The organism is Streptomyces thermocarboxydovorans, assembly GCF_039524635.1.
GTDB classification, from domain to species: Bacteria; Actinomycetota; Actinomycetes; order Streptomycetales; family Streptomycetaceae; genus Streptomyces; species Streptomyces thermocarboxydovorans.
On record NZ_BAAAGU010000058.1, the window covers coordinates 16243 to 42517 of the forward strand.

Below are 26275 nucleotides of genomic sequence, written 5' to 3' on the forward strand. Positions count from 1 at the left end.
CCGCGCCGCAGCGAGCCCCCGCCGGCGCCGTGACGATGGATTCCCAGATCTCACAGGCTTCCCAGGCAGCACAGACACCCCAACCGTCCCAGTCACCCCACACCTTCCAGGTCGACCTGCGCGGCCTGGTGGATCTGCTGTCCCATCACCTCTACTCCAGCCCCAAGGTCTATCTGCGCGAGCTGCTGCAGAACGCCGTGGACGCCATCACGGCCCGGCGCGCCGAGCAGCCCGACTCCCCCGCCCGGGTGCGGCTGTACGCCGAGGGCGGGGCGCTGCGCGTGGAGGACACGGGCGTGGGGCTCACCGAGTCGGACGTGCACAGCCTGCTCGCCACCATCGGGCGCAGCTCCAAGCGCGCCGAGGGGCTCCAGGAGGCCCGCTCGGACTTCCTCGGGCAGTTCGGCATCGGTCTGCTGGCGTGCTTCGTGGTGGCCGAGCGGATCCGGGTGGTCAGCCGCAGCGCCCGCACGCCGGATGCGCGTCCGGTCGAGTGGACGGCCCGGGACGACGGCTCGTACACCGTGCGCACGCTGCCCGGCGACGCCCGGCCCGAACCGGGCACCACCGTGCATCTGACGGCGCGGGCGGGAGCCGCCGAGTGGCTGGCCGAGGAGCGGGTGCTGTCGCTGGCGCGGGACTTCGGCTCGCTGCTGCCGTACGACGTGCGGGTGGGCGAGGAGGCGGTCACCGGCCTTCCGGCGCCCTGGGACCGGACGTATCCGAGCCCCGCCGCCCGCCGGGTGGCGCTGGCCCGGCACTGCCACGAGCTGTTCGGCTTCACCCCGCTGGACACCATCGACCTGAACGTGCCGCTGGCCGGGATCCGCGGGGTGGCGTATGTGCTGCCGTCGGCGGTCAGTCCGGCGCAGCGGGCCGGGCACCGGGTGCATCTGAAGGGCATGCTGCTCACCGAGCGGGCCGAACAGCTGCTGCCCGACTGGGCGTTCTTCGTGCGCTGCGTGCTGGACACGGACAGCCTGCGCCCCACCGCCTCCCGCGAGGCGCTGTACGAGGACGAGACCCTGGCCGGGGTGCGCGAGGCGCTGGGCGAGCGGATCCGGGCCTGGCTGACCGGGCTGGCCGCCGGCGATCCGGAGCGGCTCGCGGCGTTCCTGTCGGTGCACCACCTGGGCGTGAAGTCGCTGGCCCGGCACGACGCGGAGATGCTGCGCACCATGCTGCCGTGGCTGCCGTTCGAGACGACCGACGGGCGGCTGTCCCTGGAGGAGTTCGCGCAGCGGCACCCGGTGGTGCACTTCACGCGGACGGTCGAGGAGTACCGGCAGGTCGCGCCGATCGCCTCGGCACAGGGCATCGGCGTGATCAACGGCGGCTACACCTACGACTCCGAACTGGTCGAGGCGCTGCCCTCGGTGCGGCCGGGCACGGCGGTCGCCGAGCTGGACGCGGACACCGTGACCGCGCATCTGGACGCGGTCGACCCGGCCGAGGAGCTGGCCCTGTCGGACTTCCTGGCGGCGGCCCGGGCCAGGCTCGATCCACTGGGCTGCGACGTGGTGCTGCGCGCCTTCCACCCGCTGTCGGTTCCCGCGCTGCACCTGGACGACCGGGAGGCGCGGCACGAGCAGGCCCGGGCCGAGGCGGAGGAGCAGGCCGACGACCTGTGGGCGGGCATCCTCGGCTCGCTGCGGGGCAGCGCGCCGCGCGCCCGGCTGGTGCTCAACCATCTCAACCCGCTGGTGCGGCGGATCAGTTCGCTCGGCGAGCCGGAGCTGATCGGCACGGCCACGGAGTCGCTGTACGGGCAGGCGCTGCTGATGGCCCAGCGACCGCTGCGGCCCGCCGACTCGGCGCTGCTGAACCGGGCATTCATCGGCCTGCTGGAGTGGGCCACGCACTCGGAGGAGGGGCGCTGATGGGCTCGGCATCCTGCGCTCAGGAGGGGCACTGATGGGTGAGATCACGGACATCGACGCCCTGCGCCGGGCGATGGCGGAGAACTCCGAGCAGCCGGAGGGGCCGGCCCGCAACGCGCGGGCGGAGCAGCTGCTCGCCGAGGCCGAGAAGCTGAACATGCCGCCGGCCGTGATCGAGGCGCTCCGGCACCAGCTGCAGGTCTACAACTACAGCTCGGAGAAGGGGAAGATGTTCGTCCCCTTCGCGCGGCTGCTGCGCATGTGGGACGAACACCCCGAGGACTTCGACGAGTACGAGACGCACTCCCTGCACTGGATGTTCAAGTGGGTCTCGGCCGGCATGCTCCACCAGCCGCACATCCCGCTGGCCTCGATCGAGAAGTGGCTCGGCGAGATGGAGCACCGCTACAAGCTGGCCGGAAATTCCGAACGGGCGGTGCGCAGCGCCGAGTTCAGCGTCGCCGCGCATGTGGGGGACGTCGAGCGGGCCGAGCGGGCGTATGCGGCATGGCTGGCCGCGGACCGCGACTCGATGGCCGACTGCCACGCCTGCGAGCTGAGCGGGCAGGGCTGGTGGCAGGTGGAGCGGGGCCGGGACGAGGAGGCGCTGCGACTGTGGCGGCCGGTCCTGGAGGGCGAGTACACCTGCGCCCACGAGCCGCACACCGTGCTCGCCTCCTCCCTGCTGCCGCTGCTGCGGCTGGGCCGCACCGACGAGGCACGCGCCAACCATCTGCGCGGCTTCCGGCTGGTACGCCCCATGGAGAGCATGCGCGGCGCCTACGCCGACCATGTGGAGTTCTGCGCGCTGACCGGCAACGAGACGCGCGGTCTCGAACTGCTCGCGGAGCGCCCCGCGTACTTCACCGACGACGGACACCCGCGCAGCAAGCTGGACTTCCTGAGCGTGGTGACCCTGCTCATGGAGCGGCTGACCGCACTCGGCCTCGGCGAGCGGCGGGTGCCCGGTCCCTCCGGCCGGTCGTGGACCGCGGCGGAACTCGCCGCGCACGCACGCCGGGAGGCGCTGGCCCTGGCCGACCGCTTCGACGCGCGCAACGGCACCACGTACGTCAGCGAGCGGGCCCGCGCCCGGATGGAGCAGCGCCCGCTGGTGGACCGGCTGCCGCTGGGCGTGCGCACGCCTGGGCCGGCCGGGACGCATCCGTTGACGGCCCCGGTCACCACAGCGCCCCGGCCGCCCTCCCCCGGCACGGGCGAGGACGGTGAGCCGGACCTGCCGGCGCTGATCGCCGAGGCGCGGCGGCTCTCCGACACCCTGCAGCCGCACGCCGTGGAGGCGTGGGCGGCGGTGGCCCGGGCGGCCGAGGGCGTGGAGCTGGACGCCAGGGACCGCGCCGAGATGACGGAGCACGAGGCGATGGGCCTCGGCCCCGAGGGCGTGCACCTCTTCGAGCGGGCCGCCGAACTGTACGCGGAGGCGGGCGACCCCGGCGAGGCCCTGGCGGCCCGCGCGCGGGGCGCGTACGTACGGGCCCTGGCGGGCGCGACGGACGAGGCGCTGGCGGCGGTCGCGGACCCCCGCGAACAGATCCTGGCCCGGTACGCCGACGGCTCCACCGGCATACTCCAGACCGCCTCGGTCCTGATGTCCCGCGCCCGGATCCTGATGCGGTGCGTGCAGGAGGCCATGGAGGCAGTGGAGGCAGTGGAGGCCCAGGAGGCCCAGGCGAGCAGCCTCGGGGCCCAGGAGAGCGGCCGGCAGGCCCAGGAGAGCAGCCCGGAGACCCTTCTCTCCGAGGCGGAGGCCGCCGTCCGTGCCGTGCTCGTGCTCGTGGACGGGCACACGGGGGACGACGTACGGCTGGCCGCGCGGAGCGCCGAGGGGCAGGCGATGCTCGGGGAACTCGCCGGGCGCGCGGGCGAGATCGAGCGGGCCGCCGAGCTGTTCGGGCGGGCGGCCGAGGAGTACGTGGCGGCGGGCCTGCCGTGGTTCGCCGTGGAGTACGAGGCGCGGCTGGCGCAGCTCGCCCGCCATCTCGGCGACGACGCCGGGGCGGAACGGGCGCTGCGCGCCGCGCTTGAGCACGGCGGACCGTATGTGGAGCCGTCCGGGCGGGCGCAGCTGCACCTCCAGCTCGCCGAGGTCACCGCCGGATCGGGCCGGGCGCGGGAGGCCGCCGGCCATGCCCTCGAAGCGGCGCACTGGGCCGACGAGGCGGGCGAGGGACCGGCCCTGGGCGCCTGGGCGCGGCACATGCTCGGCGGGCTGCTGCTGCGGCAGGGGCGGTGGGCCGAGGCCGCGGAGGTGCTGGAGTCCGCCCTGCCCGATCTCACCGTCGAGACCCACGGGGACGGTCCGGTCGTCCAGACACTGTGGTGGCTCGGGGACTGCCTGAGCGAACTCGGCGAGCACCGCGCCGCGGCCGAGCGGAGGCTGCAGGCCGCCGACATCGCCCGGCACTGGCCCGAGCAGCAGGACCACGCGACGCTGGCCCATCTGGCCGCGTCCAGCCTGGAGATGGCGGGCCTGCCCGAGGAGGCGGAAGGTGCCTTCGCCCGTGCGGGCGAGCTGTGGCGCGCCGTCGGCGACACCTCGGGCCTGGTCCGCTCGCTGCGCGCCCGCGCCTGGCTGGCACTGCGGACGGACGCGGCGGACCCGGGTCCGGCACGGAAGCTGATGGCCGAGGCGGTGACGGAGTGCGCGGCGGCGCGGGACAAGGCGGACGACGAGCCGACGCGCCTGCGTCTGACCGCCGAGCTGGGCCACACCCACCGCCAGTTCGCCGACCTGCTGCTCCGCTGGGCGGGCGGCGACGCCGGGGACGACGACCGGGCGGCCGCACTGGAAGAGGCGGTGACCCACCTGGACCGGGCGATCACCGCGTTCGACACCGCCGGACCGGAGCTCCTGCACGAACGCACCCAGACCCAGCTGGCCGCGTCCTGGCTGGTGACCGAGCTGGGCCACCCGGACACCGCGACCGCACACGCGCGGGCGGTACTGGACGCGTACGAGAACGCCCCGGCGGACGACGACACCGCCCGCGACCGCCGCACCGACGCCGAGCACCTGCTGCAGCTGGCGGAGCAGCAGGGAGACGGGGCGGACCAGCAGGAGGGCGGGACGGCAGAGCAGCAGGCCGGGACGGAACAGCAGCAGGACGGCTGACCCGCCCTTCGTTCACTCGACTCCGATGAGCAGCAGGGAGCCCTGGCGGCCGCCGTGGCAGACGACCGTGTCGACGGCGAGGTAGCGCTCGCGGACGCGGGCCTCGAGGTGGTCGGCGACGTTCTCGGGGGCGTCGTCGCCGAGGACCAGGGTGACCATCTCGCCGCCCGCGGCGAGCATCCGGTCGAGGACGTCCGCGGCGATGGCCTCGACGTCGTCGCCGATCACCGCCACATCGCCGTCGACCAGGCCGAGGACGTCCCCGGCCTGGCAGATGCCGGCCGTGGTCCAGGACTCGCGCTCGGCGACCGTGACCTCCCCGTAGCGGGTGGCGCCGGCCGCGGACGTCATGGACACCACGTCCTCGTCGAAGCGGCGCTCCGGCTCGTGCACGGCGAGCGCCGCGATGCCCTGCACGGCCGAGCGGGTCGGGATGAGCGCCACGCGGATGCCCTCCGCGCGGGCCTGCTCGGCCGCGGCCGCGGCGGTGTGGCGCAGTTCCTCGTCGTTGGGCAGCAGCACCACCTCGCGCGCGTGCGCCCGCCGTACCGCCTGGACCAGCTCGCCGCTGGCCGGAGGCTCGCCGGGGCGCGCGAGCACGGTCGTCGCGCCGGCCTCGGTGTACAGCCCGGCCAGCCCCTCGCCCGGCACCACGGCCACCACCGCCCGCTGCGCCCGCTCCCGCAGCGGCCGCTCGGCATGGGTGGTGTGGACGTCCCCGGCGCCGAAGTGGGTGATCCGGATGCGGTACGGCCGCCCGGCCTCGACGCCCGCCTCCACCGCGGCGCCGGCATCGTCGACATGCACATGCACGTTCCACAGCCCGTCGCCGCCGACCACGACGAGCGAGTCGCCGAGCGAGTCGAGCCGGGTCCGCAGCCGCTCGACCGCGTCGTCCTCGGCCTCCAGGAGGTAGATCACCTCGAAGGCGGGCCCGACGGGTGCCGGGGCGGTGTCCTCGCCCCCAGGCTCTTGAAGCTCACCGGCAATCGGGGCTGCCTCGCCGGCGCCCTGCGGCACGGGCTCCAGGCGCATGTGGGCGCCGCCCAGGGCGTCCTTCGGCATCTCCCCGGTGAAGGTCCCCAGCAGCGCCGCGAGCACCGCCAGCAGGCCGCGGCCGCCCGCGTCCACGACGCCCGCCCGGCGCAGCACGGGCAGCTGGTCCGGGGTCTCCTCGAGCGCCGCCCGAGCTCCCTCGTAGGCGGCGCGGGCCACCTCCCCGCAGCCGCCCTCCACGGCCCCGGCCGCGTCGGCGGCGGCCGCGGCCACGGTGAGCACGGTGCCCTCGACGGGGTGGGCGACCGCCTCGCGGGCGGCGTCGGCCGCCTGCCGCAGCGCGAGCCGCAGCTGCGGGCCGTCGGCGGAGGCGCCGGCCGTCTCGTCCGCGGCCAGCACCTGGGCCATCCCGCGCAGCAGCTGCGCCAGGATGGTGCCGGAGTTGCCGCGCGCCCCGATCAGCGCGCCGTGTGCCATGGCCCGTACGGTGTCGGCGAGCGTGGGCCCGGTCGCGGACTCCGTCCCGGTGCCGGCGCCGACGCCCGCCTCGTGGCCCGCGAACACCGCCTCGACGGCGGCCGCGGCCGACTCGACGGTCAGGAAGAGGTTGGTCCCGGTGTCGCCGTCCGCCACGGGGTAGACGTTGATCGCGTCGATCTCCTCGCGCGAGCGCCCCAGCGCTTCGAGCGCGAGACCGCACCAGGTCCGCACCGCGAGAGCATCGAAGAACGTCTGCGGCACCTGCGCCACCTGCGCCTCCCTGAGCTGGACGTGGCACGCAGCGTAGACCGTGGGGGCCTGAATCGCCGGAAGAGGGCCGTGGGCGGGTCGCCGAGCAGCCATGGTAGTTTCGTTCTACGGGTGCAGCCGATGTATGCTGCTCCGGTTGCCCGATCCTGATCGGGCGTCTCCCCTGGCAACGCCACTCGGATCCCCAGGGGCTCCGTAACCGGGGCCCGTGTGTTGATCCCGGCATGCCGGGATCCACCGTAAGTGCATCTGAAGTCTTTGGAGTGACCCGTGGCTGCCAACTGCGACGTCTGCGGCAAGGGGCCGGGCTTCGGCAACAACATCTCGCACTCGCACCGCCGTACGTCCCGCCGCTGGAACCCGAACATCCAGCGTGTGCGTACCGTGGTCGGCGGGACGCCGAAGCGCGTGAACGCCTGCACCTCGTGCATCAAGGCCGGCAAGGTCTCGCGCTGACGCTATCGCTGAGCGCGCAACCACAGCCGGTTCGCCGCACTGAGCCGGTCCACCTGGAGGTGGACCGGCTTTTTGCTGCACCTGTACCTGTCCCGGCGCCCGCAGCTTTGCGGCGCCCGCGCCGCCGGGTACCCCCGCGTCCAGTGCCCGGCGCCTGCGGCCGGTGCCCCGGCGGGCACGCCGGACTGACTCCGGGGTCTGCGCCCCGTCCGGGGCCGGCAGCGGTCCGCGCCCCGGGCGCAGCACGCCAGGCAGCGCCGATTCCGGAGTACCGCACCCCGTGCCGCAGCGCTGCGCCACACAACTCATCCCGCGCCGCACAACGCTCCTGCGCCCCGCCGCGCTCCCCGCAGGACTCCGTGTACCCGCCCCCGGACCGATCCGCCCGGCTCAGTCCCCCCGCTGCCTGAAGCGCCAGCCGTGGTCCACCGGGCCGATGCCCGCGCCCAGGGCGAAGCCGGCGGCGATGGCCCCCGTGACGTAGTCCTTGGCCGCGGACACCGCGTCCGGCACTGGCCGGCCCTTGGCCAGTTCGGCGGCGATGGCGGAGGCGAGGGTGCAGCCTGTGCCGTGGGTGTGGCGGTTGTTGTGGCGCGGGGCGCGGAGCCAGTGCTCCTCGGAGCCGTCGGTCAGGAGGTCCACCGCGTCGCCGGGCAGGTGGCCGCCCTTGATGACGACCCAGCGCGGGCCGTAGGCCAGTACGGCGGCGGCCGCACGGCGCATCTGGTCCGGTGTTTCGACGCGGATCCCGGTGAGCTGGGCCACCTCGTCGAGGTTGGGGGTGGCGACCGTGGCGACCGGGAGCAGTCTGGTCCGTACGGAGTCCAGTGCCGAGGAGGCCAGCAGGGCGTCCCCGTGCTTGGAGACCCCCACCGGGTCGACGACCGCGGGCGCGTCGGTGCCGGCGAGCAACTCGGCGACGGCCTCGACGAGTTCGGCGGTGGCGAGCATGCCGGTCTTGACCGCCTGGACGCCGATGTCGTCGACGACGCTGCGGTACTGGGCGCGCACCGCCTCCACCGGCAGCTTCCAGGCGCCCTGCACGCCGAGCGAGTTCTGCGCGGTCACCGCCGTCAGGACGCTCATGCCGTGCACGCCGAGCGCCAGCATGGTCTTCAGGTCGGCCTGGATGCCCGCGCCGCCGCCGGAGTCGGAGCCCGCGACGGTCAGCACCCGGGGAGGCGCCTGGCCGACGGGCGCACTGCCAGTGGAGCTTGTCATGACTCGATGTCTCCGAAGTGGTCCCAGCCGCCCTTGCTGGTCCACGGCGCCCCGTCGACCGTCACCTGGGGCAGCGCCGATGGGTTGAGCACCTCGCCGATCACCTTCCAGCGGGCGGGCAGCTTCACGTCCGGCGGGAAGGTCGCCACGATCGCGTGGTCCTCCCCCCCGGTCAGCACCCACTGCATGGGGTCGACGCCGACGGCCTGGCCGATGTCGTTCATCTGCGAGGGGATGTCGATCGCCCCGGAGCGGATGTCGATGCGCACCTTGCTCGCCTCGGCGATGTGCCCGAGGTCGGCGATCAGCCCGTCGCTGACGTCGCACATCGCGGTGGCGCCGAGTCCGGCCGCCGCCGGGCCCGCGTGGTACGGGGGTTCGGGGCGCCGGTGGGCCTCGACGAAGGCGCGCGGCGAGCGGAAGCCGCGGGAGAGCACCGCGTACCCGGCCGCGGACCAGCCCAGCCAGCCGGTGACCGCGACGATGTCGCCGGGCTGGGCGCCGGCCCGGGTGACGGGCTCCTGGTTGCGCAGATCGCCGAGCGCGGTGATCGACACGGTGATGGTGTCGCCGCGCACCACGTCACCGCCGACCACGGCGGCGCCCGCGACCTGGCACTCGTCACGCAGCCCGTCCATCAGCTCGGCGGCCCAGGTCACCGGCAGGTCCGCCGGGACGACCAGGCCGAGCAGCAGCGCGGTGGGCACGGCGCCCATCGCGGCGATGTCGGCGAGGTTCTGCGCGGCGGCCTTGCGGCCGACGTCGTAGGCGGTGGACCAGTCGCGGCGGAAGTGCCGGCCCTCCACCAGGATGTCGGTACTGGCCACGACCCTGCGGTCGGGCGCGGCGACCACCGCGGCGTCGTCGCCGGGGCCGACCCGGACCGCCGGTGTGGTGGTGAGACGGGAGGTGAGCTCCCTGATGAGCCCGAACTCACCGAGCTCACCAACAGTGCCCTTCATTGCCCTTTCTCCCCTTCTGTCCCTGTCCGTGCCCGGTCGCGAGGCGTCTGCGCCCTCGCTACGGTCGAAGTGACCGTCAACTTCTGTCGTGCCTGAACCCCGGCGCGCAAGGCCCGGTTCCCGCAGGTCTCCCCGCGGCGAGCGGCGACGCGGTACCGTGGCGTTCCTTTTCCCCACATGATCCTCGTGGCCGCCCTGGAGGTTCCGTGGTACAGGCGTACATCCTGATCCAGACGGAGGTCGGCAAAGCCTCCTCCGTCGCCGACGAGATCGGCAAGATTCCCGGAGTCGTCCAGGCCGAGGACGTGACGGGACCGTACGACGTGATCGTGCGCGCCCAGGCCGACACCGTGGACGACCTGGGTCGCATGGTGGTGGCCAAGGTCCAGCAAGTGGACGGCATCACCCGTACTCTGACCTGCCCGGTCGTCCATCTGTAGCCCCCGTCTACCCTGTGCCGGTGAACTCCTTGCGTCACCGGTACGCCGTCCTGCCCGCGCTCGCGGTGCTGATCACCGTCGCGGGCTGCTCCTCAACGGACGATGACGCGTCCGCGGCGGTTCCCAGCCCGGACGCGAAGGTCACCAAGCTGTGTCAGAACCTGGACAAGGCGCTGCCGGCGAAAGTGGACGGTGAGAGTCGCGACGATCCCGAGCCCGCCTCGGCACTGACCGCGGGCTGGGGCGGCGAGGCGATCATACTGCGCTGCGGTGTGGAGCGACCCCCGAAGATGGTCGATCCCGAGGTGGCCGAGGGCCGGGACCCGGACGCGGTGCCGGGCGGGGTGAACGGCGTCGACTGGCTGATGGAGAAGCGGGGCGAGGACACCTACCGCTTCACCACCGCCAGGCGCGAGGCGTACGTCGAGGTGACCGTGACCGACGGGCGGGACAGCACGGGGGTGCTGATCGATCTGGCCGCGCCCGTCAAGAAGGCGATCCCCGTGGGGATCGCCTCCTGATCGCCTTCTGGGTGACTGCTGCAGTAAGCAGGTGACTGCTGCCGTCAGCGGGTGGCTCAGCGCAGCCCGGTCGGCCGCCGCAGCGCGGCCTGCACCAGCAGGTCCACCAGCTCCGGGTAGCTCACGCCGGTCGCCTGCCACATCTGCGGGTACATCGAGATGGGCGTGAATCCCGGCATGGTGTTGATCTCGTTGATGACGAACTCGCCGTCCTCGGTGAGGAAGAAGTCCGCGCGCACCAGCCCCTCGCAGGACGCCGCCTCGAACGCCTCCACGGCGAGCCTGCGCACCTCGGCGGTCTGCTCCTCGGTGAGCGGGGCGGGCACGATGCCGGGCGTGGAGTCGATGTACTTGGCCTCGAAGTCGTAGTACGCGTGGTCCTCCGGCGGCGGGATCTCGGCCGGTACGGAGGCGCGCGGGCCGTCCTCGAACTCCAGCACGCCGCACTCGATCTCGCGGCCCCGCAGCGCGGCCTCGATCAGGATCTTCGGGTCGTGCGCCTGGGCGGTGGCGATCGCCTCGTCCAGGCCGGACAGGTCGTCGACCTTGGTGATGCCGATGGAGGAACCCGCGCGGGCGGGCTTCACGAACAGCGGCCAGCCGTGCTCGCCGGCGAAGTCGATGATCTTCTTGCGGGCGGCGGACTCGTCCTGCTGCCACTCGCGGGGCCGGATCACCACGTACGGGCCGACCTTCAGCCCGAAGGAGGTGAAGACCCGCTTCATGTACTCCTTGTCCTGGCCGACGGCCGAGGCGAGCACCCCGGAGCCCACGTAGGGGACGCCGGAGAGCTCCAGCAGGCCCTGCAGGGTGCCGTCCTCGCCGTAGGGGCCGTGGAGCACCGGGAAGACCACGTCGACCTCGCCGAGCGCCTTGGGCACCGAGCCGGGCTCGCTGTAGACGACCTCGCGGCTGGCGGGGTCGACGGGGAGCACCACGCCTCCCTCGCCGGTCTCGGCGAGCTGTTCGACGCTGGGCTGCCGTCGTTCGACGATCGCCATGCGTTCGGGCTCGTCGGCGGTGAGCGCCCAGCGGCCGTCGCTGGTGATACCGATCGGCAGGACGTCGTACTTGGTCCGGTCGATGGCCTTCAGGACGGCGCCGGCGGTGACCACGGAGATGCCGTGCTCGGAGCTGCGCCCACCGAACACGACGGCCACGCGCGGTTTACGCGCCGGCGGCTCGGGCTGCTGGGGGAGGTTCTCGGTGCTCATATCGCGATGAGCGTACCCGCCCGTAGGGGGCTGAGACAGCGCCCGGGAGGCGGTGTCGCTCAGCGTCGCTCGGGCTTGGCGCTGCGCGACATCAGCTCCTTGAGGGCGACCACGGGCGGCTTGCCCTCGTGGACGATGCCGACGACCGTCTCGGTGATCGGCATGTCGACGCCGTGCCGGCGGGCCAGTTCCAGCACCGACTCGCAGGACTTGACGCCCTCGGCGGTCTGCTTGGTGACGGCGATGGTCTCCTGCAGGGTCATGCCCTTGCCGAGGTTGGTGCCGAAGGTGTGGTTGCGCGACAGCGGCGAGGAGCAGGTGGCCACCAGGTCGCCGAGGCCGGCGAGTCCGGAGAAGGTCATCGGGTCGGCGCCGAGGGCGACCCCGAGACGGGTGGTCTCGGCGAGGCCGCGGGTGATGAGCGAGCCCTTGGCGTTGTCGCCGAGGCCCATGCCGTCCGCGATGCCGACGGCGAGCCCGATGACGTTCTTCACGGCTCCGCCCAGTTCGCAGCCGACGACGTCGGTGTTGGTGTACGGGCGGAAGTACGGCGTGTGGCAGGCGGCCTGGAGGCGCTGGGCCACGCGCTCGTCGGTGCAGGCGACCACGGCGGCGGCCGGCATCCGGGCGGCGATCTCACGGGCCAGGTTGGGCCCGGTGACCACGGCGATCCGTTCCGGGCCGACCTTGGCGACGTCCTCGATGACCTCGCTCATCCGCATGGTGGTGCCGAGTTCGACGCCCTTCATCAGGGAGACCAGGACCGTGCCCGGGGCGAGCAGCGGGGTCCACTCGGCGAGGTTGCCGCGCAGCGTCTGCGAGGGCACGGCGAGGACGGTGAAGTCGGCGTCGCGGGCGGCCTCGGCGGGGTCGGTGGTGGCCCGCAGGTTCCGGGGCAGCTCCACGCCGGGCAGGTAGTCGGGGTTGATGCGGGTGGAGTTGACGGCGTCGGCGAGCCCGGGGCGCCGCCCCCACAGCACGACGTCGCAGCCCGCGTCGGCGAGGACCATGCCGAAGGCCGTGCCCCACGACCCGGTGCCGAAGACGGCCGCCTTGACCGGTGTGCTCACTTGCCCAGCCCCTCTTCCTGTGCGGCGGCGCGGTCGTCGTCCTGGATGCCCTCGCGCAGGGCCTGCACCCGGGTCTTGCGGCGTTGCTCGATCCGCTCACGGCGCGGGTCGTAGGGCGTGTCGGGGGCCTTCTCGCCGCGGATCTCCTCCAGCTGGCGGGTGATGGCGGCCATGATCGCCTCGGTGGCCTCCTTGAGGAGCTCCGGGGTCATCTCCCGGTCGTAGAAGCGCTCCAGGTCCACCGGGGGTCCGGCCAGCACCCGGTGGGTCTTGCGGGGGAAGATGCGGGGCTTCTTGGAGTACGGGGGCAGCAGCTCGTTGGCGCCCCACTGGGCGATCGGGATGACCGGGCACCTGGTCTGCAGGGCGACCCGCGCGGCGCCGGTCTTGCCGGTCATGGGCCAGCCGTCCGGGTCGCGGGTGAGGGTGCCCTCGGGGTAGAAGGCGACGCACTCGCCGCGCTCCACAGCCTCGATCGCGGCGCGGAAGGCGCTGAGCGCGTCCGTGCTCTCCCGGTAGACGGGGATCTGCCCGGTGCCGCGCATGGCGGCTCCGACGAATCCCTTCTTGAAAAGCCCGCTCTTCGCCAGGAATCGCGGAACGCGCCCGGTGTTGTACTGGAAATGCGCGTAGGCGAGGGGATCGATGTGCGAATTGTGGTTCACCGCGGTGATAAATCCACCCTCGGCCGGAATGTTCTCCATTCCGCGCCAGTCCCGCTTGAGCAAGAGCACCAGCGGCGGTTTGCAGATCACCGCGGCGAAGCGGTACCAGAAGCCGATTCTGCGGCGCGGCACAAGGACACCTTCCTCTAGGGCCTGGTTGGGGCCTGGACCCGGAGGCCAGGCGGGCCGCACAAGTGTCGCCCCGGGCCGCCGGTCTGTCGAGAACACGGTACGCCCCGACTCCCCGGTCACCTCAGGCCCCGGGTGACAATGGCCGCGACAAGAGAGGGACGCGACACACGTGCAGTGGACCTTGCTGGTACCCCTGAAACCGCTTGCTGAGGCCAAGAGCAGGCTGGCGGACACCGCGGACGACGGGCTGCGTCCAGGTCTCGCGCTGGCGTTCGCCCAGGACACGGTGGCGGCCGCGCTGGCCTGCCCGGCGGTGCGGGATGTGGTGGTCGTCACGGACGACGCCCTGGCCGCGCGTGAGCTGGCCGCCCAGGGTGCCTCGGTGGTCCCCGACGGGCCGCGCGCCGGTCTGAACGCCGCGCTGGCCCACGCGGCGAGCGAAGCGCGCGCTCGCGGCGCCGGCGCGCTGGCCGCCCTGAACGCCGATCTCCCCGCCCTTCGCCCGCGGGAACTGGCCCGCGTACTCGAATGCGCCGCCGCCTTTCCCCGCGCCTTTCTCGCCGATGCGGCCGGCACCGGAACGACCTTGCTGTCGGCGGCACCGGACCGCGAATTGCGCCCCCTGTTCGGCCCCGATTCCCGCACCCGGCACCGCGCATCGGGTGCGGTGGAACTCCTGGCGGACCCGGTGGATTCGACGGATTCGACGGATTCGACGGATGCGGTGGATTCGGTCGATTCGGTCGATTCGGTACGGCAGGACGTCGACACCGGCGAGGATCTGCGGGCGGCTCTGGCACTGGGCGTGGGTGCGCACACGGCCGCGGCCGCCGCGCGGCTGCTGATGGCCGAGCAGTAGGCTGCCTGCCATGCAGGCGACCGCATACACCTTCGACCCCGCCAGCCGCAGCGGCCAGGTACTGCTGGACGACGGCACCCCGGTCCCCTTCGACGCCCCGGCCTTCGACGCGGGCGGCCTGCGCCTGCTCCGCCCCGGCCAGCGGGTCCGCATCGAAACGGAGGGCAACGGCGAGAACCGCCGCATCACACTGGTGACCCTCCAGACGCTCTGAGCGCCCAGCCGTTCTGACCGCCGGCCAGCCTTTCGGGCGTTCTGAGCGCCGCCCGCACTCCGGACGTTTCGAGCGTCGGCCGCACTACGGGCGTTCGAGCGCCGGTGACGCTCCCGACAGTGGGGCGACGCGATGGCGAGGGGGCGGCGGAGGCGCAGGAGGGGGCGGACATGCCGCGGGCCGGGCTCCGTGGGGAGTCCGGCCCGGCGCGTGAGTACCGCTCGGCTGTGTCCGTCCTACTTCTTGCGGGCGGTGGTCTTCTTGGCGGTGGTCTTGCGCGCAGTCGACTTCTTGGCGGGTGCCTTCTTGGCCGTGGCCTTCTTCGCCGGGGCCTTCTTGGCGGTCGTCTTCTTCGCGGCGGTGGTCTTGGCGGTCCCCGTGGTCTTCTTCGCGGGCGCCTTCTTCGCCGTGGTCTTCTTGGCCGTCGCCTTGGTGGCGGTCTTCTTCGCCGCCGCCTTCTTGGTGGTCGTCTTCTTGGCAGCGGCCTTCTTCACGGTCGCGGAGGCGCCACCGGAGAGGCTGCCCTTGGGCGCCTTCTTGACGGCGACCTCGCCGCCGCGCGGCAGCTTCTTCGAGCCGCTCACCAGGTCCTTGAAGCCCTGGCCCGCACGGAAGCGCGGAACCGAGGTCTTCTTGACCCGAACCCGCTCGCCCGTCTGGGGGTTCCGGGCGTAGCGGGCCGGACGGTCGACCTTCTCGAACGAACCGAAGCCGGTGACCGAGACCCGCTCACCCGCGACCACCGCGCGGACGATGGCGTCCAGGACATGGTCGACAGCATCGGCGGCCTGCTGGCGGCCGCCCAACTTGTCGGCAATCGCTTCTACGAGCTGCGCCTTGTTCACGTCTTCCCCTTCGGAGACATCGCCAGAACGAAAGTGTTCAAGCTTTTTCGCACGTTAGGCAGATATATACCGCAAATCAAACACGAAACGGGCTAATCACCCTTGTGCCGCAACGAACTCGACTGTCTCGACTGGTTCAGCGTTCCGCTTCGGGGAATCGCCCCTCGTCCAGGTCCGCGTTGAACCGCTCCAGACGCCTTGCCGCACCGGCGAGATCGTGCTTGGCCGCGGCCGTAATGACCAGCAGCTTCCGGGTCAGCGCCATCCGTACGCCCTCCGGGACTTGCAGTGCGCGCACTCGGGAGTGCGCTTCTTTGAGCCGGACCGCGACCGCCGTACAGAGCTCGAGTTGGCCGTCGTGTTCCATGCACAGATTGTGCCATCTGGGGCGAGTTGTCGCCTGCGCAGGGGGGCAACTGCCGCCTCGGACGGCCCAGTCGGGCATGGCCGCCGGTCGCGGTCCGGTGACTCGTGTACCCGCCTAATTACCTTCATAACGTGGGAAGTTGAGGTCTGGCGAGGCGGCGCGCGGGGGGGATCAGGGCAGCGAAAGGCCCGTACCTCCGATCGGGCCGATCGGGGGTACGGGCGGGGTGTCGCGGTGGCCGAAAGTCGACCCGCGACGGGGACTTCGGCACTCGGCGGATGCCGGCCGGGCCGGGGCGGCGGGACGGACCGCCGGGACGGCCGGAGCCGGACCGCCGGGGCGGTCAGACCGTGAGGGTGCGCGGCTTGAAGGACGGGCGCTTCGCCTCGTACGCGGCGATGTCCGCCTCGTTCTGCAGCGTGATGGAGATGTCGTCCAGCCCGTTCAGCAGCCGCCAGCGGGAGTTCTCGTCCAGTTCGAAGGAGGCGGTGATGCCCTCGGCGCGCACCTCGCGCGCCTCGAGGTCGACGGTGATCTCGGCCTGCGGATCCTTCTCGGTGAGCTCCCACAGCGCGTCCACGACCGGCTGCTCCAGCACGACCGTGAGCAGGCCGTTCTTCAGCGAGTTGCCGCGGAAGATGTCGGCGAAGCGGGAGGAGATCACGGCCTTGAAGCCGTAGTTCTGCAGCGCCCAGACGGCGTGCTCGCGGGAGGAGCCGGTGCCGAAGTCGGGGCCGGCGACCAGCACGGTGGCGCCCTGGCGCTCGGGCCGGTTGAGCACGAACTCCGGGTCCTTGCGCCAGGCCTCGAACAGCCCGTCCTCGAACCCGTCCCGCGTGACCTTCTTGAGCCAGTGGGCGGGGATGATCTGGTCGGTGTCGACGTTGGAGCGGCGCAGCGGCACGGCCCGGCCGGTGTGGGTGGTGAATGCTTCCATGACTGATCAGACTCCAGCGGGCGCGGCGGTCTCGGACAGGTCGGCGGGCGAGGCCAGGTGGCCCAGCACGGCGGTGGCGGCCGCCACCTGCGGCGACACCAGATGCGTGCGGCCGCCCTTGCCCTGCCGGCCCTCGAAGTTGCGGTTGGAGGTGGAGGCGGAGCGCTCGCCGGGGGCCAGCTGGTCGGGGTTCATGCCCAGGCACATGGAACAGCCGGCGTGCCGCCATTCGGCGCCGGCCTCCTTGAAGACCACGTCCAGCCCCTCGGAGACGGCCTGCAGACCCACCCGCGCGGAGCCGGGGACGACCAGCATGCGTACGCCGTCGGCGACTTTGCGGCCCTTGAGGATCTCCGCGGCGGCGCGCAGGTCCTCGATGCGGCCGTTGGTGCAGGAGCCTACGAAGACGGTGTCCACCTTGATGGAGCGCAGCGGCTGGCCGGGCTCCAACCCCATGTATTCCAGGGCCTTTTCGGCGGCCAGGCGCTCCGAGGCGTCCTCGTACGAGGCAGGGTCGGGGACGGAGGACGAAAGCGGTGCGCCCTGACCCGGGTTGGTGCCCCAGGTGACGAACGGCGACAGTTCGGCGGCGTCGATGACGACCTCGGCGTCGAACTCGGCGTCGTCGTCGGTGCGCAGCGTCCTCCAGTACTCCACGGCCGCGTCCCAGTCGGCGCCCCGGGGGGCGTGCGGGCGGTCCTTGAGGTAGGCGAACGTGGTCTCGTCGGGGGCGATCATGCCCGCGCGGGCACCGGCCTCGATCGACATGTTGCAGATGGTCATGCGGGCCTCCATCGAGAGCTTCTCGATGGCGGAGCCGCGGTACTCCAGGATGTAGCCCTGGCCGCCGCCGGTGCCGATCCGCGCGATGATCGCCAGGATCAGGTCCTTGGCGGTGACGCCCTCGGGCAGCTCACCGTTGACGGTGATCGCCATGGTCTTGGGGCGGGCCATCGGCAGCGTCTGGGTGGCCAGCACGTGCTCCACCTGCGAGGTGCCGATGCCGAACGCCAGCGCGCCGAAGGCGCCGTGCGTGGAGGTGTGCGAGTCGCCGCAGACGACCGTCATGCCCGGCTGGGTCAGGCCCAGCTGCGGGCCCACCACGTGCACCACGCCCTGCTCGACGTCGCCCAGCGGGTGCAGGCGCACGCCGAATTCCGCGCAGTTCTTGCGCAGCGTCTCCAGCTGGGCGCGGGAGACCGGGTCGGCGATCGGCTTGTCGATGTCGAGGGTCGGGGTGTTGTGATCCTCGGTGGCGATGGTCAGGTCGAGCCGCCGCACCCGGCGACCGCTCTTGCGAAGACCGTCGAAGGCCTGCGGGCTGGTCACCTCGTGCAGCAGGTGCAGATCGATGTAGAGGAGGTCGGGCTCGCCCTCGGCGCGCCGGACGACATGGTCGTCCCAGACCTTCTCCGCGAGTGTCCTACCCATCGCTTTCCCTCCGGCCGGCAAGGCGCCGACCCAACTAGAGATCTTGAGGAGACGGCGCCCGCACCCCTGACTCCGGGCGTCCGCCGCCGGGCCCTTGTGTCCACGGGCCGGTGTGACTTCGTGATTCCAGAGTGGCGTGTTCCACGGAAAATTGAACTTGCGTTTCACAGAGTGAGACGCAAGTATCGTTGCATGGACAACAGTAGCGGCGTCGGCGTTCTGGACAAGGCGGCACTCGTCCTGAGCGCTCTGGAGTCCGGTCCGGCCACCCTCGCGGGTCTGGTCGGGGCGACCGGACTGGCACGACCCACGGCCCACCGCCTGGCCGTGGCGCTGGAACACCACCGGATGGTGGCGCGCGACATGCAGGGCCGGTTCATCCTCGGCCCGCGCCTGGCCGAACTGGCCGCGGCGGCGGGCGAGGACCGGCTGCTCGCCGCGGCCGGACCGGTGCTCACCCACCTCCGCGACGTCACCGGCGAGAGCGCCCAGCTCTACCGCCGGCAGGGCGACATGCGCATCTGCGTCGCGGCGGCGGAGCGGCTGTCGGGCCTTCGGGACACGGTCCCGGTGGGGTCCACGCTGACCATGAAGGCCGGTTCCTCGGCGCAGATCCTGCTCGCCTGGGAGGAGCCGGAGCGGCTGCACCGCGGCCTGCAGGGCGCCCGTTTCACGGCGACCGCCCTGTCCGGTGTGCGCCGCCGCGGCTGGGCCCAGTCGATCGGTGAGCGCGAGCCGGGCGTGGCGTCCGTCTCCGCGCCGGTGCGCGGCCCCTCCAACCGCGTGGTGGCCGCCGTGTCGGTGTCCGGCCCCATCGAGCGCCTGACGCGCCACCCGGGCCGTATGCACGCCCAGGCGGTCATCGACGCCGCCGCCCGGCTCTCCGAGGCACTGCGCCGTTCCTGAGCCTCCTCTGTCCCTGCTTCTATCCCTGCCACTCAGCGTTCGGGGGCGGGGCCGCCTCAACGCCGCGGCGGCTCCGCCCCCGTTGTTCTGCACCCCACGTGGTCGCGGACCTTCGCCTTGCGCTCCATGCCGTTGATGACCGGCCACGCCCTGTGATGGAACGTGTCCGGGGCGTGCACACAGGGACGCCGAACAGATGGCGCCGTACGCGGAGTTGCTGCACCAGGCGGCCCGGCGTGATCCGAACTGCGTGGAGACCTTGGCCGCAGTCGTTGAGTGACACGCGTGTGCGGCGCGTGTACATCGGGTGAACGCCCAAGGGGCCTCCGCCGAAGCGGAGGCCCCTTGGGACTCGTACCCCCGACCGGATTCGAACCGGCGCTACCGCCTTGAGAGGGCGGCGTGCTAGGCCGCTACACAACGGGGGCGTGGACTCTGCGTTTCCGCAGGTCCGAGCTGGTCTACCTGGACTCGAACCAAGACCAACTGAACCAGAATCAGTCGTGCTGCCAATTACACCATAGACCAATGTGGTTTAGACCAGTCAGTACCCCCGACCGGATTCGAACCGGCGCTACCGCCTTGAGAGGGCGGCGTGCTAGGCCGCTACACAACGGGGGCCCTAGCGATCCTGCATCGGTAACGGTGGGAGCTACCCGAACCATTCCCGCGGGAAGGATCTGTACCCCCGACCGGATTCGAACCGGCGCTACTGCCTTGAGAGGGCAGCGTGCTAGGCCGCTACACAACGGGGGCTTGCGGATGATGATCCGCGGGTGCAGATGAGCTCTGCGAGCTGGCCTACCTGGACTCGAACCAAGACTAACTGAACCAGAATCAGTCGTGCTGCCAATTACACCATAGGCCACTGGAACGCAAGCCCCGGAGGGGTCCTTGTTCTAGTTCCGCGCCCCGGGTCCGGGGCCTGTCGGCCCGCTTCCCGCGGCGCAGGAAGAACATTACCTGAAGGAGCGCGGCGGTCCAAAACGAGTATCGCCGCAAAGGAGCGCCGGGAGTTCGGCGAGGGAGGCGATCCGGCGCGGACCCTCGGGCGGGTCGACGGCGGCCCTGCCGCCGGTGCGGTCGATCCACACCGACAGCAGCCCGGCCTCGGCGGCGCCCCGCCCGTCGATCTCCCGGTGATCACCGACGTACGCCACCTGCTCCGGGGGCAGCGACAGCGCCGCGCAGGCGGCCAGGAACGCCCCGGGCTCGGGCTTGGAGACGCCCAGCTCGGCGGCGCACAGAATGGCCTCGAAGCGGTCGTGCACGCCCAGCACGCGCAGCTTGCGGTCCTGTACCGGCAGGCTGGAGTTGGACAGCACGGCGTGCCGGTGGGTGGCCGCCAGGGCGTCCAGCACGGGCAGCACGTCGGGGAAGAGGCTCCAGGCGGCCTCGTAGTGGACCAGGTAGCGGCCGAACCAGTCGTCGGCCTCCTGGTCGGTCAGCTCCCGGCCGAGGAAGACCCGGGTGCGGTCGCGCCGCTGCGTGACGAAGTCCACCTCGCCCGCGGCGAAGCGGGCCCACTGGGCGTCGGTGATCTCCCGCCACAGCGCCAGCGCCTCCTCGGCGGAGCCGTACCGGGCGAGCAGCCCCTCGGCCAGCAGATGGGCGCGCAGGCCCTCGCGGTCGGCGGTGGTGTAGTCGAAGAGGGTGTCGTCCACGTCCCACACGACGGCTCGGATGCCCATGCGAGAGACGGTACCGTCCGTACCGAGGGGCGGCTCCCGGACCACCGGGAACCGCCCCTCCAAGCAGGCGACAGCAGAGGATCGGGCCGTCAGGCGGTGAGCTTCGCCAGCGCCGCGTCGATCCTGGCCAGCGACTTCTCCTTGCCCAGGACCTGGAGGGACTCGAACAGCGGCAGGCCGACCGTGCGGCCGGTGACGGCGACCCGGACCGGGGCCTGCGCCTTGCCGAGCTTGAGGCCGTGGGCCTCGCCGGCGGCCAGGACGGCCTCCTTCAGGGACTCCGGGGAGTTCCAGTCGGCGGCCTCGAGCTTCTCCCGGGCGGTGCGCAGCAGGGCGTCGCTGCCCTCCTTCATCGCCTTGTTCCAGCTGGCCTCGTCGAAGACCGGCTCGGGCAGGAAGAGGAAGTCGACGTTGTCGGTGATCTCCGACAGCACCTTCACCCGGGTCTGCGCGTGCGGGGCGACGGCCTGCCACTTCTCCTCGTCGAAGGCCTCCGGCGCCCAGGGGGCGTGCGGGGCCTGCAGCCACGGGCGGCAGCGCTCGGCGAAGTCCTTCACATCCAGCATGCGGATGTGGTCGCCGTTGATCGCCTCGCACTTCTTCAGGTCGAAGCGGGCCGGGTTGGGCTGCACATCGGTGACGTCGAAGGCCGCGACCATCTCGTCCAGGGTGAAGACGTCCCGGTCGGGGGCGAGGGACCAGCCGAGCAGGGAGAGGTAGTTGAGCAGGCCCTCGGGCAGGAAGCCGCGCTCGCGGTAGAGGTTGAGCGAGGACTGCGGGTCGCGCTTGGAGAGCTTCTTGTTGCCCTCGCCCATCACGTACGGCAGGTGGGCGAAGCGGGGGATCTCCTTGGCGACGCCCAGCTCGATCAGCGCCCGGTACAGGGCGATCTGCCGCGGGGTGGAGGAGAGCAGGTCCTCGCCGCGCAGGACGTGGGTGATCTCCATCAGGGCGTCGTCGACCGGGTTGACCAGCGTGTACAGCGGGGCGCCGTTGGCCCGGACGATGCCGTAGTCGGGGACGTTCTCCGGGGTGAAGGTCAGCTCGCCGCGGACCAGGTCGGTGAAGGTGATCGCCTCGTCGGGCATCCGGAAGCGGACGATCGGGGTGCGGCCCTGGGCTTTGTACTCCTCGACCTGCGCGGCGGTCAGCTCGCGGCAGTGGCCGTCGTAGCCGGAGGGCCGGCCGGCGGCGCGGGCGGCCTCGCGGCGGGTGTCCAGCTCCTCCTGGGAGCAGTAGCAGTGGTAGGCGTGGCCGGCGTCGAGCAGCTTCTGGGCGACGTCCCGGTAGATGTCCATGCGCTGCGACTGGCGGTAGGGCGCGTGCGGGCCGCCGACCTCGGGGCCCTCGTCCCAGTCCAGGCCCAGCCAGCGCATCGCGTCGAGCAGCTGGCTGTAGGACTCCTCGGAGTCGCGGGCCGCGTCGGTGTCCTCGATGCGGAAGACCAGGGTGCCCTGGTGGTGCTTGGCGTACGCCCAGTTGAACAGGGCGGTGCGGACCAGGCCCACATGGGGGTTACCGGTCGGTGAGGGGCAGAAACGGACGCGTACAGGTGCGCTAGCCACGCTTGACAACCTTGTTGGTGAGAGTGCCGATGCCTTCGATGGTGACGGCGACCTCGTCGCCGACGTTGAGCGGGCCGACCCCGGCGGGGGTGCCCGTGAGGATGACGTCGCCGGGCAGCAGCGTCATGGCCTCGGAGATGTTGACGATCAGATCCTCGATCGAGTGGATCATCTCGCTGGTGCGGCCGAGCTGGCGCTGCTCGCCGTTGACGGTGAGCTGGACGGTCAGATCGGAGACGGCCTTCAGGTCCAGGCCGGTCTCCACCCAGGGGCCCAGCGGGCAGGCCGTGTCGAAGCCCTTGGCACGGGCCCACTGCTTCTCCCGCCGCTGGACGTCGCGTGCGGTGACGTCGTTGGCGCAGGTGTAGCCGAAGATCACGTCGGCGACGCGCTCGCGCGGGACCTCCCGGCACATCCGGCCGATGACCACGGCCAGCTCGGCCTCGTGGTGCACCTCCTGGGAGAAGGAGGGGTACTGGATCTCGTCCCCGTGGCCGATCACGGAGGTCGCCGGCTTGAAGAAGGCGAACGGGGCCTCGGGGACCTCGTTGCCCAGCTCGCGGGCGTGCTCGGCGTAGTTGCGGCCGAAGGCGACGACCTTGTTGGGGAGCACCGGGGGCAGCAGCCTGACCTTGCTCACCGGGACCTTGGTGCCGGAGAGCTCGAAGTCCGCGAACGGGATGCCCTTGATGATGTCCAGGACGAGCTCGTCCTGCCGGTCGCCTTCGACCGCGCCGAAGGCGACGTTCCCGTCGATGGAGAATCTGGCGATGCGCACGGGATGCTTGGCCCCTTGACTGATGCGGCTGGAGTCTGACGCTCCAGGCTAGCGCGGCGGCGCGCTGCGACCTCGACCATTACCGGCGCGGGAGCCGCGGGGCGCATGATGAAGGGGCGCCCCGCGGTGGCCGGGCGCCCCTTGAGCAATCGGTCGCCGGTGCGCGTACTGACTGGTGTCAGTTCGCGGCACCCGCCGTGACCGGGATCTCCGTGAGGATGGTGCGCTTGGGGTTCGCTGTCTGGGTCGGGAGTTCGACGGGGTGCTCCTTCTGGACCGGCGCCTGCAGTTCCTCGGTGTCCTCGAGGTGTGCCAGCGTCGTGCGCCGCGGGTTGGCGATCTTGTGGAACATCATCGTCGTCTTCACTGTTGACTTGACCCTGTCCTCTGTGTCCTTGGTGCGGTTACAGATGCATCCATCTTGTAAAGCGTCAGGCTAAACATTCAATTCCGTACGGACGGCGCCGGACAGCCATGATCGGCGTGTGAGTTTCCTCACGAATCGCTGGACAAACCGGTCAATCCGGCGCCCCCTCCTGCCCTCCGGAATCGGACATTGCACCTCTGAACCCGTCATTCCGATCCTGATCATCGCGACTGGGACACCCGCGCGACGCCCTGACGGCCAGGTGGAGTTGCCCTCGCCTGTCCATTTTGCCCCAAGTTTCTCCTCACAGCAGGTGACCGCGCTCTCACTCTTCGTCATGTGTGTCACGGCCTCGTCCACGGGCCTTGTTGGAGATCCGGCACTGTGCTGGAATTCCACGGACCGCCGCAGGATCGAGCCGGCGCACAGGGGGCGCACAGACGCGCCGAAGTGGCGGCGAGAAGGGGGAGCCAGCGCCGGTCATCCACGACCATCACGGGGGCGCTTTCAGGGCGCCCCCTGACGCCGACACCGTGCCTCGCCGTTCACCCGGCAAGGCGCCTGGTCCAGAGGTTGCGACGCTAGTGCAGGGACGTTTCAAGAGGGATGGCAGCGCTTCGGCCGAGCCGGAGCACGGCGGGACTGGCCCGATGGCCGTCAGCTCCTCGCCCCAGCACGCCCAGAACCAGGGCCCGGCCGGCTCAGGTGACGGCGGCGATCGCGCGGGCCGCCCCGGCGGCGCCGCGCCCACGGGCGCTCCGGGCCCGGCTCCGGCCGCTCCTCCCCGGCCGCCGAAGGGCCCGACCGGTCCGGGCTCGCGAATAGCCCTGCGCAACTGGCGGATCTCCACCCGTCTGGTGTCGCTGCTCGCCCTCCCCGTGGTCGCGGCCACCTCGCTGGGCGCCCTGCGCATCAACGAGTCGATGAACGACATCCAGCAGCTCGACAACATGAAGCTGCTGACGGACATGACCAAGCAGGCCACCGAGCTGGCCCTCGCCCTCCAGGAGGAGCGCGACCAGTCGGCCGGCCCGCTGGCGCACAACGGCAACGCCACCGACTTCACGGTCAAGGGCCTGCGCGAGAAGACCGACCGGGCGATGAAGAACTTCGTCGACTCCACCGAGGAGGTCGACGACGCCGACAAGGGCGGCGAGCTCAGCGGTGTCCGCGAGAAGCTGGTCCAGGTCGCCAGCGACCTGCAGCAGATCGAGAAGGTCCGCAAGACGGCCTACGGCCAGAAGAACAACTCCACGCAGACGATCGAGGCCTACCACCGCCTGATCGAGAACCTGATCGACCTCTCGCAGGACATGGCGGAGGCGACCAGCAACCCCGACATGATCAAGCGCACCCGTGCGCTGGCGTCGTTCTCCACCGCCAAGGAGTACGCCTCCATCCAGCGCGCGGCCATCGCGGCGGCGCTGCCGGCCAGCAACAACACCACCGGCAAGCTCTCCGAGAACGACCGCCTCTACGCCGAGGGTGCGCGCAACAGCGAGAAGTCCGAGCTGGACGCCTTCAAGAGCATCTACGGCGAGGACCGCGCCGCCGAGCTGCTGGCGCCCGTCACGGACGGCAACATCACCATCAAGGCGACCGACAAGTACGCCGGCCGTGCCCTGGTCTCCGCCGACGGTCTGGCCGCGGCGGGCAAGCGCTCCTACCGCGACTGGCTGGACGACAGCTCCACCAAGATCCAGCAGATGAAGTTCATCGAGCACACGCTGCTCGAGGAGATGGAGCAGAAGGCCCGCGAGCTGCGCAACGCCACCGAGCGCGACGCGATCATCTCCGGTGCCCTGATCCTGCTGGTGCTGGGCGTGTCGCTGGTCGGCGCCTTCGTGGTGGCCCGCTCCATGATCCGCTCGCTGCGCCGCCTGGAGGAGACCGCCACCAAGGTCGCCCAGGAACGCCTGCCCGAGCTGGTCAAGCAGCTCTCCGAGTCCGACCCGCAGGACGTCGACACGTCCGTGGAGTCGGTCGGTGTGCACTCCCGCGACGAGATCGGCCGGGTGGCCGCGGCCTTCGACGACGTGCACCGCGAGGCGGTCCGCCTCGCCGCCGAGCAGGCCCTGCTGCGGGGCAACGTCAACGCGATGTTCACCAACCTCTCGCGCCGCTCCCAGGGTCTGATCCAGCGCCAGCTGTCGCTGATCTCCGAGCTGGAGTCCCGCGAGGCCGACCCGGACCAGCTGTCCTCGCTGTTCAAGCTGGACCACCTCGCCACGCGTATGCGCCGAAACGGTGAGAACCTGCTGGTTCTCGCGGGTGAGGAGCCGGGCCGCCGGTGGACCCGCCCGGTCCCGCTGGTCGACGTGCTGCGTGCCGCCGCCTCCGAGGTGGAGCAGTACGAGCGCATCGAGCTGGCCGCCGTGCCGTCCACCGAGGTGGCCGGCCGCGTGGTCAACGACCTCGTGCACCTGCTCGCCGAGCTGCTGGAGAACGCCACCTCGTTCTCCTCTCCGCAGACCAAGGTCAAGGTCACCGGTCACGCCCTGCCCGACGGCCGGGTGCTGATCGAGATCCACGACACCGGTATCGGTCTGTCGCCGGAGGACCTGGCGGCGATCAACGAGCGGCTCGCCTCGCCGCCCACCGTGGACGTGTCGGTCTCCCGCCGCATGGGTCTGTTCGTGGTCGGCCGTCTGTCGCAGCGCCACGGCATCCGCATCCAGCTGCGCCCCTCCGACTCCGGCGGTACGACCGCGCTGGTCATGCTGCCCGTCGACGTCGCCCAGGGCGGCAAGAAGCCGCAGGGCAAGCCCGGCCAGCCCGGTGGCGGTGGCGGTCCCGCCGCCGCGCAGGCGGCCGCCGGTGCCGCGGCCGCACGGCGTGCCGCCGCGGGCGGTCAGTCCTCCGCGGGCGCCCTGGG

The 26275-nt window shown here is 71.7% G+C and carries 23 protein-coding genes and 5 tRNA genes; 9 read left to right on the forward strand and 19 right to left on the reverse strand.

Annotated features, from left to right (window positions below):
- Positions 1-35: 35 nt before the first annotated feature.
- Both ABD198_RS24430 and ABD198_RS24435 read left to right on the forward strand, forming a co-directional pair.
- Positions 36-1880, forward strand: a complete 1845-nt coding sequence (locus ABD198_RS24430) for an HSP90 family protein (protein WP_344005718.1) — start codon at positions 36-38, stop codon at positions 1878-1880.
- 34 nt (positions 1881-1914) lie between these two features.
- The gene (locus ABD198_RS24435; protein WP_344005720.1) at positions 1915-5013 is read left to right on the forward strand and encodes a tetratricopeptide repeat protein; all 3099 of its coding nucleotides are present in this window, start codon (positions 1915-1917) and stop codon (positions 5011-5013) included.
- 12 nt (positions 5014-5025) lie between these two features.
- On the opposite strand, the gene ABD198_RS24440 is transcribed toward ABD198_RS24435, so the two are convergent.
- Positions 5026-6759, reverse strand: coding sequence for a DAK2 domain-containing protein (locus ABD198_RS24440; protein ID WP_344005722.1), 1734 nt, complete (start codon positions 6757-6759; stop codon positions 5026-5028).
- A 270-nt stretch (positions 6760-7029) separates the two neighbouring features.
- Between ABD198_RS24440 and rpmB the strand changes: the two genes are divergently transcribed.
- Complete coding sequence (gene rpmB / locus ABD198_RS24445; RefSeq protein ID WP_003993230.1) at positions 7030-7215, forward strand: 50S ribosomal protein L28; 186 nt, start codon at positions 7030-7032, stop codon at positions 7213-7215.
- A 390-nt stretch (positions 7216-7605) separates the two neighbouring features.
- Here the strand turns inward: rpmB and thiD are convergent, their stop codons facing one another.
- Together thiD and ABD198_RS24455 are read right to left on the reverse strand one after the other, a co-directional pair.
- Complete coding sequence (thiD, locus tag ABD198_RS24450) at positions 7606-8436, reverse strand: bifunctional hydroxymethylpyrimidine kinase/phosphomethylpyrimidine kinase (protein WP_344005725.1); 831 nt, start codon at positions 8434-8436, stop codon at positions 7606-7608.
- Positions 8433-9398, reverse strand: a complete 966-nt coding sequence (locus tag ABD198_RS24455; protein ID WP_344005727.1) for a thiamine-phosphate kinase — start codon at positions 9396-9398, stop codon at positions 8433-8435. The genes thiD and ABD198_RS24455 overlap by 4 nt, the downstream gene beginning before the upstream one ends.
- Positions 9399-9604: 206 nt before the next feature.
- On the opposite strand from ABD198_RS24455, the gene ABD198_RS24460 reads away from it, so the two are divergent.
- Complete coding sequence (locus ABD198_RS24460; RefSeq protein WP_344005729.1) at positions 9605-9838, forward strand: Lrp/AsnC family transcriptional regulator; 234 nt, start codon at positions 9605-9607, stop codon at positions 9836-9838.
- Between the two features lie 20 nt (positions 9839-9858).
- Positions 9859-10359 (forward strand): DUF3515 domain-containing protein, encoded by a 501-nt coding sequence (locus ABD198_RS24465; RefSeq protein WP_344005731.1) that lies wholly within the window; start codon positions 9859-9861, stop codon positions 10357-10359.
- A gap of 56 nt (positions 10360-10415) precedes the next feature.
- On the opposite strand, the gene ABD198_RS24470 is transcribed toward ABD198_RS24465, so the two are convergent.
- The 3 genes from ABD198_RS24470 to ABD198_RS24480 are packed head-to-tail and all read right to left on the reverse strand — an operon-like array spanning position 10416 to position 13440.
- Positions 10416-11573: a D-alanine--D-alanine ligase family protein gene (locus ABD198_RS24470; RefSeq protein ID WP_344005733.1), complete on the reverse strand. Its 1158-nt coding sequence runs from the start codon at positions 11571-11573 to the stop codon at positions 10416-10418.
- Between the two features lie 59 nt (positions 11574-11632).
- Complete coding sequence (locus tag ABD198_RS24475; protein ID WP_344005735.1) at positions 11633-12643, reverse strand: NAD(P)H-dependent glycerol-3-phosphate dehydrogenase; 1011 nt, start codon at positions 12641-12643, stop codon at positions 11633-11635.
- Positions 12640-13440, reverse strand: a complete 801-nt coding sequence (locus ABD198_RS24480; RefSeq protein ID WP_344005737.1) for a lysophospholipid acyltransferase family protein — start codon at positions 13438-13440, stop codon at positions 12640-12642. Before ABD198_RS24480 ends, ABD198_RS24475 begins: the two co-directional genes overlap by 4 nt.
- A gap of 169 nt (positions 13441-13609) precedes the next feature.
- Here ABD198_RS24480 and cofC point away from each other — a divergent pair, with 169 nt between their 5' ends.
- Positions 13610-14299, forward strand: a complete 690-nt coding sequence (gene cofC / locus ABD198_RS24485) for a 2-phospho-L-lactate guanylyltransferase (protein ID WP_344005739.1) — start codon at positions 13610-13612, stop codon at positions 14297-14299.
- Between the two features lie 10 nt (positions 14300-14309).
- Entirely contained in the window at positions 14310-14513 is a 204-nt protein-coding gene (locus ABD198_RS24490) for a hypothetical protein (protein WP_344005741.1), read from the forward strand.
- Positions 14514-14749: 236 nt separating this feature from the next.
- On the opposite strand, the gene ABD198_RS24495 is transcribed toward ABD198_RS24490, so the two are convergent.
- The 4 genes from ABD198_RS24495 to leuC form a co-directional block, all read right to left on the reverse strand.
- Positions 14750-15358 carry an HU family DNA-binding protein gene (locus ABD198_RS24495; protein WP_344005743.1) on the reverse strand — a complete coding sequence of 203 codons (609 nt, stop codon included), beginning with the start codon at positions 15356-15358 and terminating at the stop codon, positions 14750-14752.
- Positions 15359-15494: 136 nt separating this feature from the next.
- Positions 15495-15725, reverse strand: a complete 231-nt coding sequence (locus tag ABD198_RS24500; RefSeq protein WP_344005745.1) for an SCO5555 family protein — start codon at positions 15723-15725, stop codon at positions 15495-15497.
- Between the two features lie 343 nt (positions 15726-16068).
- Positions 16069-16662: a 3-isopropylmalate dehydratase small subunit gene (gene leuD / locus ABD198_RS24505; RefSeq protein ID WP_344005747.1), complete on the reverse strand. Its 594-nt coding sequence runs from the start codon at positions 16660-16662 to the stop codon at positions 16069-16071.
- A gap of 6 nt (positions 16663-16668) precedes the next feature.
- The gene (gene leuC / locus ABD198_RS24510) at positions 16669-18093 is read right to left on the reverse strand and encodes a 3-isopropylmalate dehydratase large subunit (protein ID WP_344005749.1); all 1425 of its coding nucleotides are present in this window, start codon (positions 18091-18093) and stop codon (positions 16669-16671) included.
- Between the two features lie 192 nt (positions 18094-18285).
- Between leuC and ndgR the strand changes: the two genes are divergently transcribed.
- The gene (gene ndgR / locus ABD198_RS24515) at positions 18286-18999 is read left to right on the forward strand and encodes an IclR family transcriptional regulator NdgR (RefSeq protein ID WP_167996554.1); all 714 of its coding nucleotides are present in this window, start codon (positions 18286-18288) and stop codon (positions 18997-18999) included.
- 355 nt (positions 19000-19354) lie between these two features.
- On the opposite strand, the gene ABD198_RS24520 is transcribed toward ndgR, so the two are convergent.
- The 9 genes from ABD198_RS24520 to ABD198_RS24560 all read right to left on the reverse strand — a co-directional run bounded on the left by ABD198_RS24520 (position 19355) and on the right by ABD198_RS24560 (position 23400).
- Positions 19355-19427 (reverse strand) — tRNA-Glu (locus ABD198_RS24520).
- A gap of 28 nt (positions 19428-19455) precedes the next feature.
- Positions 19456-19527 (reverse strand) — tRNA-Gln (locus ABD198_RS24525).
- 20 nt (positions 19528-19547) lie between these two features.
- Positions 19548-19620: transfer RNA gene (locus ABD198_RS24530), tRNA-Glu, on the reverse strand.
- A gap of 62 nt (positions 19621-19682) precedes the next feature.
- Positions 19683-19755, reverse strand: a tRNA-Glu gene (locus tag ABD198_RS24535).
- A 40-nt stretch (positions 19756-19795) separates the two neighbouring features.
- A tRNA-Gln gene (locus ABD198_RS24540) sits at positions 19796-19867 on the reverse strand.
- Positions 19868-19958: 91 nt separating this feature from the next.
- On the reverse strand, positions 19959-20690 hold the full coding sequence (locus tag ABD198_RS24545; RefSeq protein WP_344005752.1) for an HAD family hydrolase: 732 nt from the start codon (positions 20688-20690) through the stop codon (positions 19959-19961).
- An 89-nt stretch (positions 20691-20779) separates the two neighbouring features.
- Positions 20780-22264, reverse strand: a complete 1485-nt coding sequence (gene gltX / locus ABD198_RS24550; RefSeq protein WP_344005754.1) for a glutamate--tRNA ligase — start codon at positions 22262-22264, stop codon at positions 20780-20782.
- A complete protein-coding gene (locus ABD198_RS24555) occupies positions 22248-23033 on the reverse strand; it encodes a fumarylacetoacetate hydrolase family protein (RefSeq protein ID WP_344005756.1) in 786 nt (261 codons plus the stop codon). Before ABD198_RS24555 ends, gltX begins: the two co-directional genes overlap by 17 nt.
- 178 nt (positions 23034-23211) lie before the next feature.
- Complete coding sequence (locus ABD198_RS24560) at positions 23212-23400, reverse strand: hypothetical protein (RefSeq protein WP_344005758.1); 189 nt, start codon at positions 23398-23400, stop codon at positions 23212-23214.
- Between the two features lie 584 nt (positions 23401-23984).
- Here ABD198_RS24560 and ABD198_RS24565 point away from each other — a divergent pair.
- On the forward strand, positions 23985-26275 hold a 2291-nt coding region (locus tag ABD198_RS24565; protein ID WP_344005760.1), incomplete at its 3' end, for a sensor histidine kinase.

Excerpts from the sequence above, each read along its gene's own strand:
- ABD198_RS24430 (WP_344005718.1), top strand. The coding sequence starts at position 36 with ATGGATTCCCAGATCTCACAGGCTTCCCAGGCAGCACAGACACCCCAA.
- ABD198_RS24435 (WP_344005720.1), top strand. The coding sequence starts at position 1,915 with ATGGGTGAGATCACGGACATCGACGCCCTGCGCCGGGCGATGGCGGAG.
- thiD (WP_344005725.1), bottom strand. The coding sequence starts at position 8,436 with ATGACAAGCTCCACTGGCAGTGCGCCCGTCGGCCAGGCGCCTCCCCGG.
- ABD198_RS24455 (WP_344005727.1), bottom strand. The coding sequence starts at position 9,398 with ATGAAGGGCACTGTTGGTGAGCTCGGTGAGTTCGGGCTCATCAGGGAG.
- ABD198_RS24470 (WP_344005733.1), bottom strand. The coding sequence starts at position 11,573 with ATGAGCACCGAGAACCTCCCCCAGCAGCCCGAGCCGCCGGCGCGTAAA.
- ABD198_RS24490 (WP_344005741.1), top strand. The coding sequence starts at position 14,310 with ATGCAGGCGACCGCATACACCTTCGACCCCGCCAGCCGCAGCGGCCAG.
- ABD198_RS24500 (WP_344005745.1), bottom strand. The coding sequence starts at position 15,725 with ATGGAACACGACGGCCAACTCGAGCTCTGTACGGCGGTCGCGGTCCGG.
- leuD (WP_344005747.1), bottom strand. The coding sequence starts at position 16,662 with ATGGAAGCATTCACCACCCACACCGGCCGGGCCGTGCCGCTGCGCCGC.
- leuC (WP_344005749.1), bottom strand. The coding sequence starts at position 18,093 with ATGGGTAGGACACTCGCGGAGAAGGTCTGGGACGACCATGTCGTCCGG.
- ndgR (WP_167996554.1), top strand. The coding sequence starts at position 18,286 with ATGGACAACAGTAGCGGCGTCGGCGTTCTGGACAAGGCGGCACTCGTC.
- ABD198_RS24545 (WP_344005752.1), bottom strand. The coding sequence starts at position 20,690 with ATGGGCATCCGAGCCGTCGTGTGGGACGTGGACGACACCCTCTTCGAC.